Source organism: Actinomadura nitritigenes (assembly GCF_017573545.1).
Lineage (GTDB): Bacteria > Actinomycetota > Actinomycetes > Streptosporangiales > Streptosporangiaceae > Spirillospora > Spirillospora nitritigenes.
Map to the genome: position 1 here is coordinate 41,891 of NZ_JAGEOK010000021.1, position 18,636 is coordinate 60,526.

14 protein-coding genes and 1 pseudogene are annotated in these 18,636 nt (G+C 72.0%); 11 read left to right on the plus strand and 4 right to left on the minus strand.

Annotated elements, in window-relative coordinates:
• The first annotated feature begins 2 nt into the window (after positions 1-2).
• Both J4557_RS29740 and J4557_RS29745 read left to right on the plus strand, forming a co-directional pair.
• Positions 3-1,448 carry a dihydrolipoamide acetyltransferase family protein gene (locus tag J4557_RS29740; protein ID WP_307800284.1) on the plus strand — a complete coding sequence of 482 codons (1,446 nt, stop codon included), beginning with the start codon at positions 3-5 and terminating at the stop codon, positions 1,446-1,448.
• A gap of 188 nt (positions 1,449-1,636) precedes the next feature.
• Positions 1,637-1,930: a hypothetical protein gene (locus J4557_RS29745; protein ID WP_208270062.1), complete on the plus strand. Its 294-nt coding sequence runs from the start codon at positions 1,637-1,639 to the stop codon at positions 1,928-1,930.
• 9 nt (positions 1,931-1,939) lie between these two features.
• Here J4557_RS29745 and J4557_RS29750 read toward each other — a convergent pair whose 3' ends face one another.
• Positions 1,940-2,227, minus strand: a complete 288-nt coding sequence (locus tag J4557_RS29750; RefSeq protein ID WP_208270063.1) for a DUF6458 family protein — start codon at positions 2,225-2,227, stop codon at positions 1,940-1,942.
• 174 nt (positions 2,228-2,401) lie between these two features.
• Here J4557_RS29750 and J4557_RS29755 point away from each other — a divergent pair.
• The 4 genes and pseudogenes from J4557_RS29755 to J4557_RS29770 form a co-directional block, all read left to right on the plus strand.
• Positions 2,402-2,515 (plus strand): annotated as a pseudogene (locus J4557_RS29755) (2-oxo acid dehydrogenase subunit E2); the annotation flags it as partial.
• A 155-nt stretch (positions 2,516-2,670) separates the two neighbouring features.
• Positions 2,671-4,017, plus strand: coding sequence for a lipase family protein (locus J4557_RS29760; protein WP_208270064.1), 1,347 nt, complete (start codon positions 2,671-2,673; stop codon positions 4,015-4,017).
• A gap of 202 nt (positions 4,018-4,219) precedes the next feature.
• Positions 4,220-4,678 (plus strand): nuclear transport factor 2 family protein, encoded by a 459-nt coding sequence (locus J4557_RS29765; RefSeq protein ID WP_208270065.1) that lies wholly within the window; start codon positions 4,220-4,222, stop codon positions 4,676-4,678.
• A gap of 66 nt (positions 4,679-4,744) precedes the next feature.
• A complete protein-coding gene (locus tag J4557_RS29770) occupies positions 4,745-5,230 on the plus strand; it encodes a GNAT family N-acetyltransferase (RefSeq protein WP_208270066.1) in 486 nt (161 codons plus the stop codon).
• Between the two features lie 74 nt (positions 5,231-5,304).
• Here J4557_RS29770 and J4557_RS29775 read toward each other — a convergent pair whose 3' ends face one another.
• Complete coding sequence (locus tag J4557_RS29775; protein ID WP_208270067.1) at positions 5,305-6,336, minus strand: glycoside hydrolase family 113 protein; 1,032 nt, start codon at positions 6,334-6,336, stop codon at positions 5,305-5,307.
• A 120-nt stretch (positions 6,337-6,456) separates the two neighbouring features.
• Here J4557_RS29775 and J4557_RS29780 point away from each other — a divergent pair, with 120 nt between their 5' ends.
• Positions 6,457-7,044, plus strand: a complete 588-nt coding sequence (locus J4557_RS29780) for a TetR/AcrR family transcriptional regulator (protein ID WP_208270068.1) — start codon at positions 6,457-6,459, stop codon at positions 7,042-7,044.
• Between the two features lie 239 nt (positions 7,045-7,283).
• A complete protein-coding gene (locus J4557_RS29785) occupies positions 7,284-9,164 on the plus strand; it encodes a serine/threonine-protein kinase (protein ID WP_208270069.1) in 1,881 nt (626 codons plus the stop codon).
• Positions 9,165-9,176: 12 nt separating this feature from the next.
• On the opposite strand, the gene J4557_RS29790 is transcribed toward J4557_RS29785, so the two are convergent.
• Positions 9,177-10,610, minus strand: coding sequence for an OmpA family protein (locus J4557_RS29790; RefSeq protein ID WP_307800299.1), 1,434 nt, complete (start codon positions 10,608-10,610; stop codon positions 9,177-9,179).
• Positions 10,611-10,813: 203 nt separating this feature from the next.
• Positions 10,814-12,649, minus strand: coding sequence for an acyl-CoA dehydrogenase (locus J4557_RS29795; RefSeq protein WP_208270071.1), 1,836 nt, complete (start codon positions 12,647-12,649; stop codon positions 10,814-10,816).
• Between the two features lie 501 nt (positions 12,650-13,150).
• Between J4557_RS29795 and J4557_RS29800 the strand changes: the two genes are divergently transcribed.
• The 3 genes from J4557_RS29800 to J4557_RS29810 are packed head-to-tail and all read left to right on the plus strand — an operon-like array spanning position 13,151 to position 18,627.
• On the plus strand, positions 13,151-14,419 hold the full coding sequence (locus tag J4557_RS29800; RefSeq protein ID WP_208270072.1) for a glycosyltransferase family 2 protein: 1,269 nt from the start codon (positions 13,151-13,153) through the stop codon (positions 14,417-14,419).
• Between the two features lies 1 nt (position 14,420).
• Positions 14,421-16,652 carry a right-handed parallel beta-helix repeat-containing protein gene (locus tag J4557_RS29805; protein ID WP_208270073.1) on the plus strand — a complete coding sequence of 744 codons (2,232 nt, stop codon included), beginning with the start codon at positions 14,421-14,423 and terminating at the stop codon, positions 16,650-16,652.
• Between the two features lies 1 nt (position 16,653).
• On the plus strand, positions 16,654-18,627 hold the full coding sequence (locus J4557_RS29810; protein ID WP_208270074.1) for a right-handed parallel beta-helix repeat-containing protein: 1,974 nt from the start codon (positions 16,654-16,656) through the stop codon (positions 18,625-18,627).
• The last annotated feature ends 9 nt before the right edge of the window (positions 18,628-18,636 follow it).

The window sequence follows — 18,636 nt, forward strand, 5'->3', positions numbered from 1 at the left end:
CAGTGAGCCCGAAACTGTTCAAGCTGCCGGATGTCGGCGAGGGGCTGACCGAGGCGGAGATCGTCAAGTGGCACGTCCAGCCGGGCGACACCGTCGAGGTCAACCAGACGATCGTGGAGATCGAGACGGCCAAGGCGATCGTGGAGCTGCCCTGCCCGTTCGAGGGCGTGGTCGCCGAGCTGCTGGTCACCGAGGGCCAGACCGTGGACGTCGGGGTGCCGATCATCGCGGTGAGCACCGAGGCCGAGGGCGGCGTCGCGACGCCGGTCTCCGAGCCCCCGGCGCAGGCCGCGGCGATGCGCGAGGAGGGCGTCCCGTCCGCCGGCGAACCCGGCATGACGGCCCCCGACCAGCCGAAACGGCAGCCCGTCCTGGTCGGCTACGGGGTCAAGGAGGGGACGACCAAGCGCCGTCCCCGCAAGGCGGCGGGCGGCGCGGCGCCGGTGCCCGCCCCGTCCCCCGCGCCACCGCGGGCCGCACCGCAGGCGGCGCCCCCGGCGCCGCCGGCACCGGCCGTCCGGCCGCCCGCGCCGCCCGTTCGTCCACAGCCTGTGGAAAACGGGCTTCCGCTGGCCAAGCCGCCCGTCCGGAAGATGGCCAAGGACCTCGGCGTCGACCTGACGACGGTCACCGGCTCGGGCCCGAACGGCTCGATCACCCGCGACGACGTCCTCGCCGCCCAGGCGGGACCGGCCGCGGCGCAGGCCGCCGGGGCGGTGCCGGCGCAGCGCGCCGCCGCCGAACGCGAGGAGCGGATCGCGGTCAAGGGCGTCCGCAAGGCGACCGCCGCCGCGGTCTCGGGATCGGCGTTCACCGCACCGCACGTCACCGAGTTCCTCCAGGTCGACGTGACCCGCACGATGGAGGCGGTGGCCCGGCTCCGCGAACTCCCCGACTTCGCCGGGGTCAAGGTCTCCCCGCTCCTGCTCGTCGCGCGCGCGCTGCTCACCGCCGTGGCACGCCACCCGATGGTGAACTCCACCTGGGCGGACGGGCCGTCCGGCGCGGAGATCGTCGTCAAGCGCTACGTCAACCTCGGCATCGCCGCCGCCACCGAGCGGGGACTGATCGTCCCGAAGATCAAGGACGCGCAGGACATGTCCCTGCCCGACCTGGCGCGCGCGCTGACCGAGCTGGCGGAGAAGGCCCGCGCGGGCAAGGCGTCCCCCGCCGACCTGTCCGACGGCACCATCACCATCACCAACGTCGGCGTGTTCGGCGTGGACACCGGGACCCCGATCCTCACCCCCGGCGAGGTCGCGATCCTGGCCTTCGGCCAGATCCGCGACATGCCCTGGGTGCACGAGGGCGAGCTGGCGATCCGCAAGGTCACCACGCTCGCGCTGTCGTTCGACCACCGCATCGTCGACGGCGAGCTCGGCTCCCGCGTCCTCCGCGACGTCGGCGACATGCTCGAAGACCCCCTGCGCATGCTCGCCTGGGGCTGAGAGACCCCGTCGAAGGCGCGCGCCGTCCCGGCGCGCGCCTCCGGCATGTGCCGGGCGCCGTCCCTCAGGGCCCCGCGCCTTTCTCACGACCCTCGACCTGCATCGAGCCCGGCCCGTCGCTCCGGCCGCCCTCGGGCGGATGGCCCGCGGGGACGGCCTTCCTGAGCGTCGACGCTCGACTGCTCGACATGGCGGCCGACCGCCTGCTCGAGGGCAGGACCTTCTCCGGCCACTGGTCGCACACGATCAAGCCCGGAATCGGGCAGAGCACCGTCGAGGTCGACTTCAGCGGCACGCTCGGCGAGATCGAGATCGAGATCGAGATCGAGATCGAGCTCGCGCTGATCGAGGGTGCCGACGCGCAGTTGCGCGGCACCGCGTCGGTCCGCGTCGACCTGCGGGTCAATGCCAAGAACATCGGTTCCTGCAGCGCGGCCGTCAGCAGCGCGCCGAACCCAACCGTCACGTTCGAGCCGCGTTGACCTGCGGCGTCACGGGCGGTGGCCCTCTTCACCGTGGAGGTGGCCACCGGGGGAGCGGTCCTCCTCGAAGTACTCCTCGTGGAAGGGGTCGGAGTGGCCGTCGGGGCCGTGCTCCTCGTCCCTCGCCGACGGCCGCAGCATCAGGACCAGCTGCAGAGCGAGCATCAACCCGCCGACGATGACGAGGATGACGCCGATGACGTGCACGTCGACCGGATCGGTCAGCGCGTCCGCGTTGACGGCGAACTTGAGGATCAGACCAAGGGTGATCAGGAAGATGCTGACGCCGATGCCCATCGATGACCTCCGCCGGACGGCTCGCGCTGTTCAAGTGTCAGTCGAATTGTGTCCGCCCACTCGACCCGGCACACGGGACGAAGGTCATAAAACTGGGACATCGAAGACCCCTTGGCGAAGGGGCGGCGCCTCGCGGCCACCGTCGCGGTGGACAACGGCGCCGCGCGGCACCCGATGGTCACCACGCTCGCGCTGTCGTTCGACCACCACATCGTCGACGGCGAGCTCGGCTCCCGCGTCCTGCGCGACATGCTCGAGGACCCGCTCCGCATGCTCACCTGGTCCTGACGAATCGCTCCGGAGGCGCGCCGGTCCGGCGCGCGCCTCCGGCATGTCAGCCGGAGGTGGGTTGGAGCGCTCCGATTGCGCACCCCGCTTATAGGACGCGGCGTCAACAGGTGGCAGAGTAAGCGCGTCCTTATCGGCCGTCCCCTGGAGCGAGCATGAGGAGAACCGGATCCCTGGCGCGCAGGGTGCTGGCCGTGTCGTCGGCGGGCGCCCTCGCGGCGACCGTCCAGGCCGGACCGGGCCTGGCGGCGACCCCGGGCCCGGCGCCCGTGGTGTCCCGGGGAGTCACGATCCCGGTCTTCTACAACCCGCCCGCCGTGCTGCCGCGCGCCAACGGCACGCTCGTCCGCACCGAGCCGCTGCCGCTCGGGCTGAGCCTGCCGGGGCTGGACGGCCGCCCGCTGCCCGGCAAGGCGACGCGGCTGATGTACAGGTCCACCGACTCCAACGGGAAGCCCGTCGCGGTGACGGGCGCCTACATCGAGCCCTCGGCGGCCTGGAACGGCGGCGGCCCCCGGCCGCTGGTCGCGCTGGCCTCCGGGACGATGGGGCAGGGCGACCAGTGCGCCCCCTCGTACGGCCTGCAGAACCCGCTGACGCTGACCGGCGACACCATGTCCGTGGCCTACGAGGACCTGGCGATCTACCGGCTGCTGTCCAGCGGCGCGGCGGTGGTCGTCACCGACTACGTCGGCCTCGGCGCCACCGACCGGCTCCACACCTACGTGAACCGCGCCGACGAGGGGCACGCCCTCCTCGACGCCGCCCGCGCCGCGCACGCCGTGCCGGGGGCGTCCATCACGGCGACGTCGAAGGTCGGGCTCTACGGCTACAGCCAGGGCGGCGGCGCCAGCGCCGCGGCGGCCGAACTCCAGCCGTCCTACGCGCCCGACGTCCACCTGGCCGGCACCTACGCCGGGGCGCCGCCCGCCGACCTGACCGCCGTCATGAAGGGCATCGACGGCAGCGCGCTCGTCGGGGCACTCGGCTGGTCGATCAACGGCTTCGCCCAGTCCGACCCCGCCCTGCGCCGCCTCGTCGACGACAACATCAACGCGGCGGGCAAGGCGGCGCTCAAGGACATGTCCACCATGTGCGTGGGCGACGTGCTGTTCAAGTACGGCTTCACCTCCAGCACCAAGTGGAGCGTCAGCGGGAAGCCCATCGGCGACATCATCCCCGCCATCCCGGAGGCGCGGGCCGTCCTGGACAAGCAGCGCATCGGCACGCTCAAGCCCGCCGGGCCCGTCCGGCTGACGACGGGGGTCAAGGACGACATCGTCCCGCACGCGCAGGCGCGGCAGCTCGCCGTCGACTGGTGCCGGCGGGGCGGCAACGTCAGCTACGTCCCCGTCGACCTGCCCGACCTCGGCGACAAGACGCTCCTGAACCACTTCGCGCCGCTGCTCCTCGACCAGGGTGACGCGGTCTCCTGGCTCACCGACCGCCTCACCGGCAAGCCGAGCCCCTCCACCTGCAAGACCCTGCCCACCCAGCCGTAGTCCCGGACAGGACGAGGGCGCGCGCCGACCGGGCGCGCGCCCTCGTCGCGCTCGCCGGCCCCGAGCCACGTCGGCGATGCCAGATAGTTCGTTGACGAATAATTCTCCAACGAACTACTGTGCTCCATGCCCGACCTCCGCACCGGCCGTCCTGCCGCGCGGCCATCACCGACGGCAGGTGGGCTCTAGTGGGAGAAGCCTCATGCCCGAACCCCTGACTCCACGCGAGGTCTTTCTGAAGCTCGTCCACGGCGTCTGCGAGGAACGCTGGGAAGAGGTGATCGACCTGTACGCCGAACGGCTCCACGTCGAGCACCCCTTCCATCCGCTCGCGCCGCCGCCGATGCGATCCCTCGACGACCTGCGCGCGCACTTCGGGGTCACCGCGCCGCCCGGCGCCCCTCCAGGGCGCACCCTGCGCCGCCGGCCGGCCGGAATCACCGTCCACGAGACGGCGGACCCCGAGGTCATCGTCGCCGAGTTCCGGTACGAGGGAACCGTGGTGGAGACCGGCGAGCCGTTCACCATCCCCGGGATCTTCGTCCTCCGGGTCCGGGACGGGAAGATCGTCGAATCCCGCGACTACCTGGATCACCTGCGCTCCGCACAGGCCCGCGGCCACCTCGCCGAAGTCCTCGACGCCATCAAGCGCCGACCATGAACAAGCCACCGCCCCTCCGCCATCGAAGGCGACATGAGACCTTCTCCAACCCGAATCCGCACGGCCATGCCAGGAGACCTCGATGCGGTCGCCGGGCTGCACACCCGGGCCCGTTCCGACTACTACCGAGGATTCGTCGAAGAGGCCGAACTCACCGATCCGGCCAAGGCCGTGGCCCGACGCGACTACTGGGGCCGAATCCTCGGCTCTGACGATCACACGGTCTTTCTCGCTCACCGAGCGGACCGTCCCGTGGGATTCGCGATGATCGGGGCGTGCGCCCATCCCGACCCCGATCCGCGCGTGAGCAGCGAGATGCACCTTTACGTTGATCCCGGCAGCTTCCGGCAAGGCATCGGCACCGACCTGCACAGGGCTTGTGTTCGGGCATGGCAGGCGGCGTCCGTGAGCACGGCCCGCCTGTGGGTTCAAGACTTCAACCAGCGCGCCCAGGCCTTCTACCGCTCCCAGGGTTGGGCGCCCGACGGACATCACCGGCCCGATTCCGTTGGTCTGCTCGGTTACATCCTGGGGATTCCTGCGGCTGACTAGCACGCCCCGGCCGGGCACGGTTGCGGCCGTTGCACCCGACCGGCACCCACGCCTGCCGCATGGTGGGCGTCGGCTCAACGGGGGGCGGGGCGGGTGCGGGGGTAGGTGGCGAGGGCGTGGAAGGCGGCCTTGCGCTCCCAGGGGAGCCCGTCGGGCGGCAGGGCGGCGCCGGGCTCGAGGATCTTCACGATGCCGTAGCTGGCCTTGTCGAAGTCGCGTTCGGGGTCGGACGACGCGGGGAGGTCGCGGCGGGCGAACGTGTTGACGAAGGCCGCGTCGACGCCGCCCCCGTCGTAGACCTCGAGGAGTTCGCGGATGTAGTCCGCCTGCTCCTGCTCGTCGCGGACGAGCGGCTTCGTCATGCGGACGGGGCGGGCGCGCTCGTCGTATTCGAGCACGGACTCGCCGTGCCCGCCGAGGTCGGCGGAGCCGCGGTGGGTGGTGCAGCCGAACTCGGTGACCGCGAACGGCTTGCCCTGCGACGTCTGCCCGGCGAGGCACTCGCCGAAGGCGGGGGCGGTGTTCGCGTCGCGGTATCCGGCGTCGGTGGCGATGACGTCGAACGGGGCCCAGTCGACGCCTTCGAACGGCAGTGACGCGTAGCCGACGGGGCCGGCGAAGCGCTCGCGGACGGCGGCGACGGCCCGGCCGAGGAAGGCGTTCACGCGGGGGTGCAGATCGGGGAGCAGCGCGCGGAAGCGGACGGGGTCCGCCATCAGGGCCACCCGGGCCCGAAGGTCGTCGCCCGGCAGGAAACCGTGCGTGAACAGGGTGATCTCGGAGCCGGTGAGGAAGACGACGGACGCGCCGGAACGGCGGATGCGCTCGGCGCGCTCGGCGCCGTCGAGGATGAACGCCGTCAGCTCGTCCTGGGTGAGGCCGTTGGTGAACGGCGAGTACCAGACCTCCAGGCCGGCGTCGGCGGCGTGACGCGAGGCGGTCTCCAGGCGGTCCTGGAGACCGCCGGTGATCCGGACGGCGTCGCAGCGCAGCTCGTCCCGGATGATCCGCATCTCGCGGCGGACCAGGTCCGGGTCGAAGGGCTCGTGGGTGGTGGTCCCGGCGGACGTGAAGCCGGTGTCGTAGGTGATGCCGTAGGCGCGCATGCTTCTCCGATCAGTCGCCTCTTACGGTACGTAAGGTACCTTATGTTCAGGAGGCGATTATCGCTCTGGCTTGGCTCGCGGGGGTCATGGCGTACGGTTCGTACTCTGGAGGTGGGCGCGATGCCGGGGACGAGGCGGCGGGGTGCGGCTCTCGAGGAGGCGATCCTGGAGGCGGCGGCCGACGAGATGCGCGAGTCCGGCTACGCGGCGATGACCATGGACAACGTCGCCCGGCGCGCCGCCACCAACAAGAACGCCATCTACCGGCGCTGGCCGAACCGGGCGGCGCTCGGCGTCGCCGCGTACGGGCGGCTCGCGCGCGCGCACCTGACCGTGCCGGACACCGGGACGTTGCGGGGCGACGCGCTGGAGCTGCTCCGGCGGGCGAACGCGACATGGTCGTCGCCGCAGGGCGCCGTGTTGCGGGAACTGCTCACGGCCGCCGGGGACGATCCGCAATTGCTGGGGCTGCTGCGTGAGCGGTCCGGCGACGGCACCATGGACAACGCGTGGCTGGCGCTGCTCGGCCGCGCGGTGGCGCGGGGCGAGGCCCCGCCGGAGGCGGTGCACCCGCGCGTGGCCTCACTTCCCATGACGATGCTGCGCGGCGAGTACGCGGTGCGCGGCCTGCCCGAGGTCCCGGACACGGTGCTGACCGAGATCGTGGACGAGGTGTTCCTGCCCCTGGTGCGGGGGCGGGCCGGGTAGGCGGACCCGTTTTTCGGTCGGGTACTTGACCCGGCCGCGATGATCTCTATATCGCGGGCCGGAAATGGCCGGACGAAAGAGCCGCACATCGACGTCGGCGGATACGGTTCGCGGGCGCGCCTTTTTCGGATATGGCGGCGAGAATAGGATCTCCGCAGTGCGCGCGGGCGGGAGTCCCGGCGGCGGAGGCATGGGCCGGGTCCGCCTCTCTTCACTCCCGGACGAACAGGCGGGGAAGCATGAACGGCTGGCACGTCGACGGGTACACCGAGGTCCGCGAACTCGGGCGCGGAGGTCAGGGGCGGGTCGTCCTGGCGCGGAACGACGCGTCCGGCGCGCCCGTGGCGATCAAGTATCTGGCCGGTGGCGCGGACGAGGCGGACCGGGAGCGGATGCGCCACGAGGCGCGCATGCTCGCGCGGGCCGACAGCCCCCACGTCGCCCGCCTGTACCGCCTGGTGGAGCGCGCGGACGGCGTCGCGATCATCATGGAGGCGGTCGACGGCGTGTCGCTGAAGGAGCTTCTCGCGCGGAACGGGGCGCTCGGGCCCGAGGCGTCCCTGGCCGTGTTGAAGGGCTCGCTGCTGGGCCTGGCGGCGGCGCATGCGCTGGGCGTCGTCCACCGCGACTACAAGCCCGCGAACGTCGTCGTCCCGGCGGACGGCACGAGCCGGCTGGTCGACTTCGGCATCGCCGTCCCGGCCGGGCGGGAGGCGGGCGGCTCGGGCACCGCGTCCTACATGGCGCCCGAGCAGTGGGACCGGCACGTCGCCCGGCCCGCCGGCGACGTGTACTCGGCCACCTGCGTGTTCGTGGAATGCGTCAGCGGGCGGCGGCCCTACGGCGGTGACCGGCGGGAGCTGATGCGGGCGCACCTCACGGCGCCGGTGCCGGTCGAGACCGTCCCCGAGCCGCTGCGTCCGCTGGTCGCGGCCGGGATGGCCAAGTCGCCGGACGACCGGCCGGCCGGCGCCGCCGCCTTCGTCGCGGACCTGGAACGGGTCGCCCGGGAGGCGTACGGGCCGGATTGGGAGGAACGGGGCGTCCGCGGGCTCGCGGGGGCGGCCGCGGCACTCGCCGCGCTGTTCCCGCTCGCCGCCTGGCTGCTCCCCGGCGGGCAGGCCGCGGGTCACGCGGCCGGTCAGGCCGCGGGCCAAGCCGCCGGGCAGGCCGCAGGCCATGCGGCGGGCCAAGCCGCCTCGCAGGGCGCCGGCCAGGCATCGAGCGGGACGGCCGGCCACATCACCGCGCACGGCGCCCAGCACGGCGCGGGCCAGGCCGCGGCGAAGGCCGGGGGGACGGCCGTGAAGGGAGCCGCCGGCGGGGCGAAGGGCCTCTTGGCGGCAGCGGCCGGGACGGCGGCGGTCGTCGCCGCCGGCGCCGTCGTCGTCGTGACCACGGCCGGGCACGGGTCGGGCGGGAAGCACGACACCGGCGCGCCGTCCGCCCTCACCGTCGCCGCCGTCCGGAACTGCACCACCACCACCTACGCCGGCCCGACGAGAACGACGATGACGCCGTCCCCCGGGCCCGCGAAGGTGCGCCTGCCCGAGCAGGTCAGGCTCCCGAAGGGCGCGGCCGTCTTCCGCAGCCAGACCGGGCAGTACCTGATCGCCCCCGCCGCCGAGCGGTGCGCGGGGGCGCTGGGCGTGGACGGCGGCGGGGAGACGGACATCCCGGCCCGCACCGGGACCGGGGGCGCGGGGCCGACCGGGTCGATCGTCCAGGTCCTGCCGGGAGGGGTCGGCTCGAGGTACCAGATGGACTGCGACTACTTCCCCGACTCTCCGGAGGGGCGGAAGCAGGGCGAATGCCGGCCCGTGCTGCCCGTGCAGGCCATCCCGACCGGAGTGCCGTCGGTGCGGGCGTCCATCCGGAAGGACGAGGTGACGAACGGCGGCCCGCCGAGCCCCTACGTGGCCGTGTCCCTCGCGACGATGGATCCCAACGGGTGGCCGACGGTGGTCGGCTGCACCAAGCCGTGGGCGCAGGCCGACCTCTGCACGGCCGCGCTCACCTACGCGTTCGTGCAGGCGGCCGGAGGGGCGCACGCGGCCAAGGCCGACCTGGACCGGGCGGCCCGGAGCATCGCGGCGTTCGTGGCGTCCGCCAAGCGGTGACGCGGAGCGCGGTCACGAGACGGGGACGTTGAGGACCTTCCCGAACGGCCCGCCGTCGAAGACCACCGACGAGATGTTCCCCGGCGGGGCCGGGACGTAGATGAACCCGCGCTGAGGCTGGTTCACGGCGGTGAGGAAGGTGGCGCGGCCCGGGTCGACGTAGGCGGCGGGCTTGCCGGGGTCGCCGGGGCCGATCCGGACGGCCCGGTACACGTCCTTGCCTCCCTGCGCGAGGACGGAGAACGACGTGAACGCGCCGCCCGGGTAGTCCTTGTGCGCGTAGTTCGCGTCGGGCGGGGTGGTCCCTGGGCCTTCGTCGGTGATGGTGAAGACGCAGACGATGTACGCGCCGTCCCGGTAGAACGGCTTCACGTCCAGGCGGCGCTTGTCGGCGCCGAACCGCCCGTACCGGCTGGCGACGGTGTTGCCGTCCTGGCCGTGGAAGGCGGCGGGCGCGACCGTGCCGCCGCGCCCGCCGGCGGCCGCGGTGCTGGAGCCGGTGGCGCCGTCGGCCTGCTGCCGGACGACGTAGGAGATCTCGACGCGCCGGTTGCGGGCGCGGGCCTGCGCGTCGTCCTTGCCGCCCTCCTTCGCGACGGGCTCGGCCTCGCCCTTGCCGTGCGCGGAGTACGTGAACGCGTTGCCGAGCCGCTTCTTCATCTCGCCCATGACGGCTTCGGCGCGCTGGCGGGACAGCTTGAGGTTGTAGGAGTCGCCGCCCTTGCTGTCGGTGTGGCCGTCGAAGGTCAGCGGCCGCTTGTCCGGGTCGGCCTTCGCCTTGATCTCCTGCGCGGCCTCGTCCAGGACGGACTTGGCGCGGCCGGACAGCTTGGCCGAGTTGAACGCGAACAGCACGTCGGTGCGCAGGTTCATCGTGACGTCGGTGCCGCTGGACGTGACGTCCTTGATCTCGCCCTCGGTGATGTCGTACAGCTCCGCCGGGTTGCCGCCGGACGCCCCGGACCCCGTCGCGGGCGAGTCCCCCGTGCCCGTCACCGGGATTCCGGTGTACTCCCCCGCCGTGCCCGGGGTGATCGCGGTGACCTTCTGGACGGTCTGCGGGATCGCCGGGTACTCGGCCTGCATCTGCCGGGTGGCGTTGGGCGCGAGCTGCGCGGCGCTGGTCGTCGCGGTCGGCTTGTACAGCTTCCCGGCGACCGGGTCGAGCAGGGCGATCTCGACCGGCACCGACTTCGGAGCCTGGTCGAGCGAGGTGAGGCTGTACTTCAGGACGGACTTGGCGCCCTGCCGCTCGACGCCGGTGATCTGGAGCCGGGCGTGCAGGCCGTCCGCGCCGCCGAACCAGCCCTCCTTGCTGAACCCGGCCGCCGCGGTGGTCGCCGCGGGCGTGGCGGGGCCGCCGCCCTTGGCCGTCGGCGGGTCGCTCTTGCTCGCCTTGCCGGAGTCGGAGCAGCCCGCGGCGACCAGCACCCCGGCGAGGGACACGGCCAAGGGGACGCCGAAGGAGAGGCGCTGTCGGCTTCGGCGATCCCGCGGGCGGCTTAACGGCATCGGCTTCTCCGGTTCGGTTCGGGGGGAGGGGCGGGGACGGCGCCCACAGTAGTGACCCCGGCGCCGGAACGGCAGCGGCCCCCGCCACACGGGGTGGCGGGGGCCGCTGTTCCCTGTCCGCGGGGAGGCGGAGGGTCTCAGAAGGCCTCTTCGGGCAGCTCCATCACGTCCAGGGTGGTGGCCTCGGTGACGGCGCGGTCGGACGCCAGGCGCGGCAGCACGGTCTGGCAGAAGAACTGCGCGGCGGCGACCTTGCCGGTGTAGAACGCCTTGTCGGCGTCGGAGACGTCGCCGCCGCCGAGCGCGGTCAGGGCGACCTCGGCCTGCCGGCACAGCAGCCACGCGACGATCAGGTCGCCGAGGGCGAGCAGCAGCCGGGAGGTGTTGAGGCCGACCCGGTACAGCTCCTTCGGGTTCTCCATCGAGCCGAGCGCCCACCCGATCATCGGGTTCAGGATGCCCTGCACGTCCTCCAGCGCCTTGCCGAGCAGGGCCCGCTCGTTCTTCAGCCGGCCGTTGCCGGCGTCGGACTCGGCGAACGCCTGGACCTGCCCGGCGAGCACCTTGAGGGCCTCGCCGTTGTCCCGGAGGATCTTGCGGAAGAACAGGTCCTGGCCCTGGATCGCGGTGGTGCCCTCGTACAGGGTGTCGATCTTGGAGTCGCGGATGTACTGCTCGACCGGGTACTCCTGCAGGAAGCCGGAGCCGCCGAAGGTCTGCAGGGACTCCGCGCCGAGCAGCGCGTAGGCCCGCTCGGAGCCGAAGCCCTTGACGATCGGGAGCAGCAGGTCGTTGACCTTCTCGGCCTGCTCGTCCTTGCGGCCCTCGAACTCGGCGATCTGCACCGCGTCCTGGTAGGTGGCGGTGAGCTGCACCAGCGCCCGCATGCCCTCGGCGTACGCCTTCTGGGTCATCAGGCTGCGGCGGACGTCCGGGTGGTGGGTGATCGTGACGCGCGGGGCCGCCTTGTCGGTCATCTGCGTCATGTCGGCGCCCTGGACGCGCTCCTTGGCGTACTCCAGCGCGTTCAGGTAGCCGGTGGACAGGGTGGCGATCGCCTTGGTGCCGACCATCATCCGGGCGTACTCGATGACGAGGAACATCTGCTTGATGCCCTGGTGCACGTCGCCGACGAGGTAGCCGACCGCGGGGTGCTTCTCGCCGAGGGTGAGCTCGCAGGTCGTGGAGACCTTGAGGCCCATCTTCTTCTCGACGTTGGTGACGTAGGCGCCGTTGCGCTCGCCGAGCTCACCGGTCTCCAGGTCCACCAGGTACTTGGGGACGAGGAACATCGACAGGCCCTTGGTGCCGGGGCCGGCGCCCTCGGGGCGGGCGAGCACCAGGTGGAAGATGTTCTCGGCCATGTCGTGCTCGGCCGAGGTGATGAAGCGCTTGACGCCCTCGATGTGCCAGGTGCCGTCGGGCTGCTGGACGGCCTTGGTGCGGCCGGCGCCGACGTCGGAGCCGGCGTCCGGCTCGGTCAGCACCATCGTGGCGCCCCACTGCCGCTCGAGCGCCAGCTCGGCGAACCTCTTCTGCTCCGGGGTGCCGATGTGCCACAGGATCTGGGCGAACCCGGGGCCGGAGGCGAACATGTAGACCGCCGGGTTGGCGCCGAGCACCTGCTCCGCGACGGCCCAGGTCAGCGAGCGGGGGGCGCCGCTGCCGCCGAACTCGGGGGCGAGGTCGAGGCGGTACCACTCGGCGTCCATCCACGCCTTGAACGACTTCTTGAAGCTCTCCGGCATCGCGACGCTGCCGGTGGCGGGGTCGAACGTGGGCGGGTGGCGGTCGGCGTCCTCGAAGGATTCGGCCAGCGGGCCCTCGGCGAGCCGGTTCACCTCGTCGAGGATGCTGCGCACCGTGTCCTCGTCCAGGTCGGCGTACGGCCCGCTGCCGAGGAGGTCCTGGCGCTTGAACACCTCGAAGAGGTTGAACTCCAGGTCCCGGAGGTTGCTCTTGTAGTGCCCCATTCGAGACTCCGTCTGGTCCGGCGGCGCCGGCCGGCCCCGCACGTCTACTGGTCAGTAACTCGCCATCATGCTACCCGCTGGTAACCAGTGGCAACCACCCCGAACCGGACGGATCCCGGGACGCAGGCCACATCGAGGCCCGGCGCGGCCGCTAAACGTGACGCGAATCACACGCCCTGTACCGGCACGGAGCAATAAACGGACGAATAGGCAGCATTCGGATCCCGATCCCTATACACGACCACTGACTTCCAGTCGGGTGTTTCCGAATCATGGCGTTCGCACGTCCGGCTCCTGACGAACACCTCGATCGACGAACGAATTCCGAAAGGTCCTTGACAGATGATCAAGCGGCACGATAAAGGGCCCGACACAAGGGGCATGCGTGGCCGCATCTGGCAAATGTGAACCATTTGCTGGTCTGCTCACTCTTACTGGAGGTGGCACGGGGTCGCAAGAGTCGGCGGATCCGCCGATGCCACGGGAGAGAGAGGACCTGTTTTGTCGTCTGTCACGGGGTGGCTGAGTGACGCCTGGAGTTCGGTCGCGGGGGCGACGGCCGGAGGCGACTGGCGGAAGTTCGTCCCGCTGGGCTTCGCCGGACTGCTGGTCTGGGGGCTCTGGCTCTACCGGGTGATCCTGTCCCGCATGGACAAGCCGGTCGTCAACAACTTCCGGACGACCGTCTCGGTCGTGGTCCCCTCCTACCGCGAGGACCCCGAGATCCTCATCCGCTGCCTGGAGAGCTGGCTCGCCCAGAACCCCAGCGAGGTCATCATCGTGATCGACGTCGGCGACACCGAGGGGCACCGGCGGCTCGCCCAGGTCACCGACCCGCGGCTGCACGTGCTCGTCTACGAGCACTCCGGCAAGCGCTCGGCGCTCGGCGTCGGCATCCGCGCCGCCCGCGGCGAGGTCATCGTGTTCGCCGACTCCGACACCTGGTGGCAGCCCGGCCTGCTGGACGCCGTGCAGATGCCGTTCGAGGACCCGCAGGTCGGCGGCGTCGGCACCCAGCAGAACGTCTTCCAGCGCACGACCAGCGTGTGGCGCCGCATCGCCGACTGGCTGGTCAACCTGCGCTACTACGACTACGTCCCCGCGATGGGCTCCAAGGGCGGCGTCGCCTGCCTGTCCGGCCGCACCGCCGCCTACCGCCGCTCGGTGATCCTCCCCGTCGTGGAGAACCTGGAGAACGAGTTCTTCCTCGGCCGCCGCTGCATCGCCGGCGACGACGGCCGGCTCACCTGGCTCACCCTGTCGCAGGGCTACAAGACCGTGCACCAGTCGTCGGCGCGCGCGATCTCGATGTTCCCCGACTCGTTCCGGGCCTTCTTCAAGCAGCGCATCCGGTGGAGCCGCAACTCCTACCGCTGCTACCTCACCGCCCTGTGGAAGGGGTGGCTGTGGAAGACGCCGTTCGTCACCAAGGTGACCGTCCTGCAGATCCTGCTGACCCCGGTCACCATGGCCGTCACCCTCGGCTACCTGATCTTCAGCCGGCTGGCCGACAACTTCAACCCGCTCGGCATCACGCTCGCGCTCGGCTGGGTCCTGCTCGGCCGCGGCATCCGCGGCTGGTCGCACCTCAAGCGGCACCCCGGCGAGATCCTGCTGCTGCCGCTGACCGTGTTCGTCGTCATCGGCATCTCGCTGCCGATCAAGCTGTACGCGTTCGTCACGATGAACAAGCAGGGCTGGCTGACCCGCACCTCCGACCAGGTCGGCGGCGCCGGGCAGAGCGCGAGCTCGCTCCAGGGAGTGGGCTGAGGTGACACGACCGAACCGCCGCCCGCGCCTGCCGAGCGCTCCGGGGCGGGGCCTCGCCGCGGCCGCCGTCGCGCTCGGCCTGGGGCTCGTCCCGCTCGGGCTGCTGCCCGGGACGCCCGCGACGCGCGCGCACGCCGACCCGGTCGCCGACGCCAACCGGCAGGCCGCGCTGGTCGACCAGGAGGACCAGCGGATCATGCAGACGCGGTCCGTGCTCTCCGCGATCCTGATGATCGGCGGGCAGGCGACCGCGCAGTGGAAGCGGCCGCAGATCTTCGGCTCCGCGCAGGGCAAGACGCTGGTCCTGCCGGCGACGGCCACCGGACGCCCCTACACCGTCGCCGACCTCGCCAAGTACGGCGGGCAGTACTTCCGCCGCCAGGGCGACGGCTCGTTCCTGCTCGGCATCCACGTGTTCGTGGCCGACGGCGCGAAGCTGCTGCTGGCCAGCGGGACGAGCCCGCTCGTCCTGCGGATGGGCAGCCTGCCGGGCGCGTTCAGCTCCATCGTCAGCTTCGGCGGCACCGTCCAGATCAAGGGCACCCAGCGCAACCCGGTGCAGATCACCAGCTGGAACCCGCGCGTCAACGCCCCGGACCGGCAGGTCGCCGACGGCCGCGCCTACATCCGCGCCGTCGGCGGCGAGTTCCGGATGGACTACACCCGGGTCAGCGACCTCGGCTTCTGGAGCGGCCGGACCGGCGGCATCGCGCTGACCGGCACCGACCGCCCGTCCAGCGCCACCAAGCACCTGAACAAGCAGCAGCGGCACGAGGCGAAGAAGAAGCGCCAGCAACAGCAGCAGGACGGCGGCAACACCGGCGGCGGCCCCGGCGACATCGAGACCGAGACGCCCGGCGGCACCGCCACGCACGTCCCGGCCGCCGACCTCGTCACCGGGTCGATCACCAACAGCACCGTCACCGGCGACGCGTTCGGGCTGTTCGTGTCCGGCTCCAACCAGACCCAGATCACCAACGACGAGATCCAGAACAGCCTGGTGAACGGGCTGGTCATGCACCGGTTCGCGAAGAACGCCAACATCGCGAACACGACGGTGCGGGGCAGCCGCGGCGACGGGTTCGTGCTGTCGCGGGCCACCGAGAAGATCCGCGTCACCAACTGCACCGCGGAGAGGAACGGCCACGACGGCTTCACGCTGAACGGCAAGGCGCTCGCGGACGGGCCGTCCGCGTCCGGCGAGTCGCTGGAGAGCTTCGGCGACAGCTCGATCAACAACAGCCTGGCCAAGAACAACGGCCACTACGGGATCGAACTGCTCGGCGGCGACAAGCTGTCGGTGCAGAACAGCAAGGTCATCGGCGGCGACATGGGCATCGTCGTCCGGGACGCCGCCACCAACGTGCAGATCTCCGGCAACCAGCTGACCGGGCAGGTCCGGCAGGGCATCTCGCTGCGCGACGGGGTGCAGGACGCGAACCTCGCCGGCAACACCGTCGACGGCGCCCGCACCGGCATCTACCTGCGCTCCTCGTCGGCCACGCTGCTCGGCAACACGATCAGGGGCGCGAAGGCGCACGGCATCTCGGTGATCGGCCCGGCGGGCGGCTCGGAGATCCGCGACAACACGCTCAGCGGGTCCGGCACCAGCGCGGTCAGCACGTCCCGGTCGCACGGGAAGGTCGTCAAGGAGGACAACAACGACGACGGCTGGCACGACACCGCGTCGCTGTGGATGAAGGCCCAGCGGTACCTGACGCCGCTGAACGTCATCTGGACGTGCGTGTTCGCGGTCGTCATCTTCTCGATGGTCCGGGCCCGCAACGACCGGCAGCGGATCGGCCGGCTCGGCCTGCACCCGTACATGCTGCAGCAGCCGCTGGAGAAGCGGCAGGTGTGGAGCCTGCCGCGAAGGTCGGCGCGTCCGCAGCCGCGGCCGATGCCCGCGCGGCCCGGCCCGATGCCCGGCCCGATGCCGGGTCCGATGCCGGGCGCCCCCGCGATGGCGGGCGCCGGGGCCGGCGGCCTCGGCGGGAACCCGCTCGCCGCGGCGCCCGGGCAGCCGGTCGCCGGACGGCACGCCGCGCCGCCCCCGGGCGGGCCGTCCGCCTCGCCGACGGTCCCCGGCAACGTGCCGCGTCCCGCGATGCCGCAGCCGGTCGCGCCGCACGCGTCGCAGACGACCGGACCGCGCCCGGTGCCGCCGCCGGCGACGCCGCCGCACCCGACGCCGCGCGGCGGCGTCCCGCAGCCGCAACGAAGGGGTGTCTGACATGAGCGGGCCGACTCCGGCACCGGCCGGGCCTGCGGGGCCGCGGCACGGCACAGCGGCCGGGAAGAAGAAGGGCGGCGCCGGCAAGGTCGTCGTGACGCTGCTCGTCCTCGGCCTCGCGGGCGGCGGCACGTACGCCTACCGCGTCTACTCCCAGCAGAACTCCGGGCTGCCGGGCGTCGACGACGTCGCGCCGAGCGCGGCGCGGCAGCAGTCGACGCTCGTCGACCAGGAGGACCTGCGGGTCATGCAGATCCGCGCGAAGCAGGAGTCCGACCTCGCGGGCGGCGGCGCGGCCGCCGCCGCGGCCCGCCAGCCGCGGCTGATGACGTCGGCCACCGGCCGGACGCTGATGCTGCCGCAGCGCCGGCAGCCGTACTACGTCTCCGAGCTGCAGAAGCTCGCCGGGCAGGACTTCCAGAAGCAGAGCGACGGCTCCTACCTGCTCAGCGTCAACATCATGGTCGCGGCCGGCGGCAAGCTGATCCTGCAGAGCTCCACCGGCCCGCTGACGATCCGGATGCGCAGCGTGCCCGGCTCGTTCACCTCGATCGTCAGCGCGGGCGGCACCGTCCGGATCAACGGGTCGGCGCAGAACCCGGTCCGCTTCACCAGCTGGAACGACGACACGAACAAGCCGGACACGCAGGTCGCCGACGGCCGCGCCTACATCCGCGCGATCGGCGGCACGTTCGAGATGCACTACACGCAGGCGTCCGACCTCGGCTTCTGGAGCGGCCGCACCGGCGGCGTCGCGCTGACCGGCTCGGACCGCCCGGACTCGTCCGCCGAACCGGCCGACGCCGGGCCCGCGCACCGGGTGCAGCTCCCGGACGGCCAGCAGGAGGCGACCCAGGGCGACCGGCAGCGGGTCCAGGTCACCCCGGCGGGCGGCGCCGGCAAGGGCGGCACGTTCGAGGTCCCGGCGGCGAGCCTGGTCAGCGGGACGATCGACCACTCCCGCTTCGACGGCGACGCCTACGGGGTGTTCGTCACCGCGTCCAACCAGGTGCAGATCACCAACACCGCCATCAGGAACAGCCTGGTCGACGGGGTGCTGCTGCACCGGTTCGCGAAGAACGCGACGATCGAGAACACCACCGTCACCGCCAGCCGCGGCGACGGCTTCGTGCTGTCGCGCGGGACGGAGGGCGTCCGCGTCACCAACTGCACGTCGAACGACAACGGCGGCAACGGGTTCACGCTGAACGGCGAGCCGCTCGCCGAGGGGCCGTCGGCGTCCGGCGAGGCGATCACGAGCTTCGGCAACAACCTGGTGAGCAGCAGCGTCGCGAAGAACAACGGGCGCTACGGGGTGGAGCTGCTCGGCGGCACCGGCGTCGCCGTGCAGAACAGCCAGATCACCGGCGGCGACATGGGCATCGTGGCGCGCGAGAAGGGCACCCGCATCCAGATCGCGGGGAACCAGGTGAAGGGCTTCTCCCGGCAGGGGATCGTCGTCCGCGACGGGATGGCGGCCGCGACGGTGTCCGGCAACGTCGTCACCGGCGGGAAGACCGCGCTGTACGTCCGCGACGCCAACGGCACGTTCAACGGCAACACGGTGCAGTCGGCGCACCGGCACGGGATCACGCTGCGCGGCGACGTCACCGGCTCCGTCATCACCGGCAACACCCTGAGCGGCGCCGGGACGAGCGTGATGGACCTCGACCGGGCCACAGGCAAATACCAGAACGCCAACAACAACATCAAGGGATGGCACAAGACCGCGGGCTTCGTGACCTGGCTGAAGCGGATCTTCAAGCCGATGAACGTCATCTGGGCGGGCGTGTTCCTGCTGGTGGCCATCTCCATGTTCCGTTCCCGTGGCACGCGGCTGCGCATCGGCAGCCTCGGCGCCCACCCGTATTCGGCGCAGGACAAGCTCGAGGAACGGCCCGTGCGGCTGCTCCGCCGCGCCGATACCGTCCCCTCCCAGGACGGTCAGCGAGTCGGTGCGCGCACGGGGCGCTAGCCCGGCGCC

What these genes read in the sequence shown, in the direction of transcription:
- J4557_RS29750 (WP_208270063.1), bottom strand. Translation starts at nt 2,227, where the DNA reads ATGGGCATCGGCGTCAGCATCTTCCTGATCACCCTTGGTCTGATCCTC.
- J4557_RS29770 (WP_208270066.1), top strand. Translation starts at nt 4,745, where the DNA reads ATGCCAGGAGACCTCGATGCGGTCGCCGGGCTGCACACCCGGGCCCGT.
- J4557_RS29810 (WP_208270074.1), top strand. Translation starts at nt 16,654, where the DNA reads ATGAGCGGGCCGACTCCGGCACCGGCCGGGCCTGCGGGGCCGCGGCAC.
- J4557_RS29780 (WP_208270068.1), top strand. Translation starts at nt 6,457, where the DNA reads ATGCCGGGGACGAGGCGGCGGGGTGCGGCTCTCGAGGAGGCGATCCTG.
- J4557_RS29765 (WP_208270065.1), top strand. Translation starts at nt 4,220, where the DNA reads ATGCCCGAACCCCTGACTCCACGCGAGGTCTTTCTGAAGCTCGTCCAC.
- J4557_RS29745 (WP_208270062.1), top strand. Translation starts at nt 1,637, where the DNA reads ATGGCGGCCGACCGCCTGCTCGAGGGCAGGACCTTCTCCGGCCACTGG.
- J4557_RS29775 (WP_208270067.1), bottom strand. Translation starts at nt 6,336, where the DNA reads ATGCGCGCCTACGGCATCACCTACGACACCGGCTTCACGTCCGCCGGG.
- J4557_RS29795 (WP_208270071.1), bottom strand. Translation starts at nt 12,649, where the DNA reads ATGGGGCACTACAAGAGCAACCTCCGGGACCTGGAGTTCAACCTCTTC.
- J4557_RS29785 (WP_208270069.1), top strand. Translation starts at nt 7,284, where the DNA reads ATGAACGGCTGGCACGTCGACGGGTACACCGAGGTCCGCGAACTCGGG.
- J4557_RS29760 (WP_208270064.1), top strand. Translation starts at nt 2,671, where the DNA reads ATGAGGAGAACCGGATCCCTGGCGCGCAGGGTGCTGGCCGTGTCGTCG.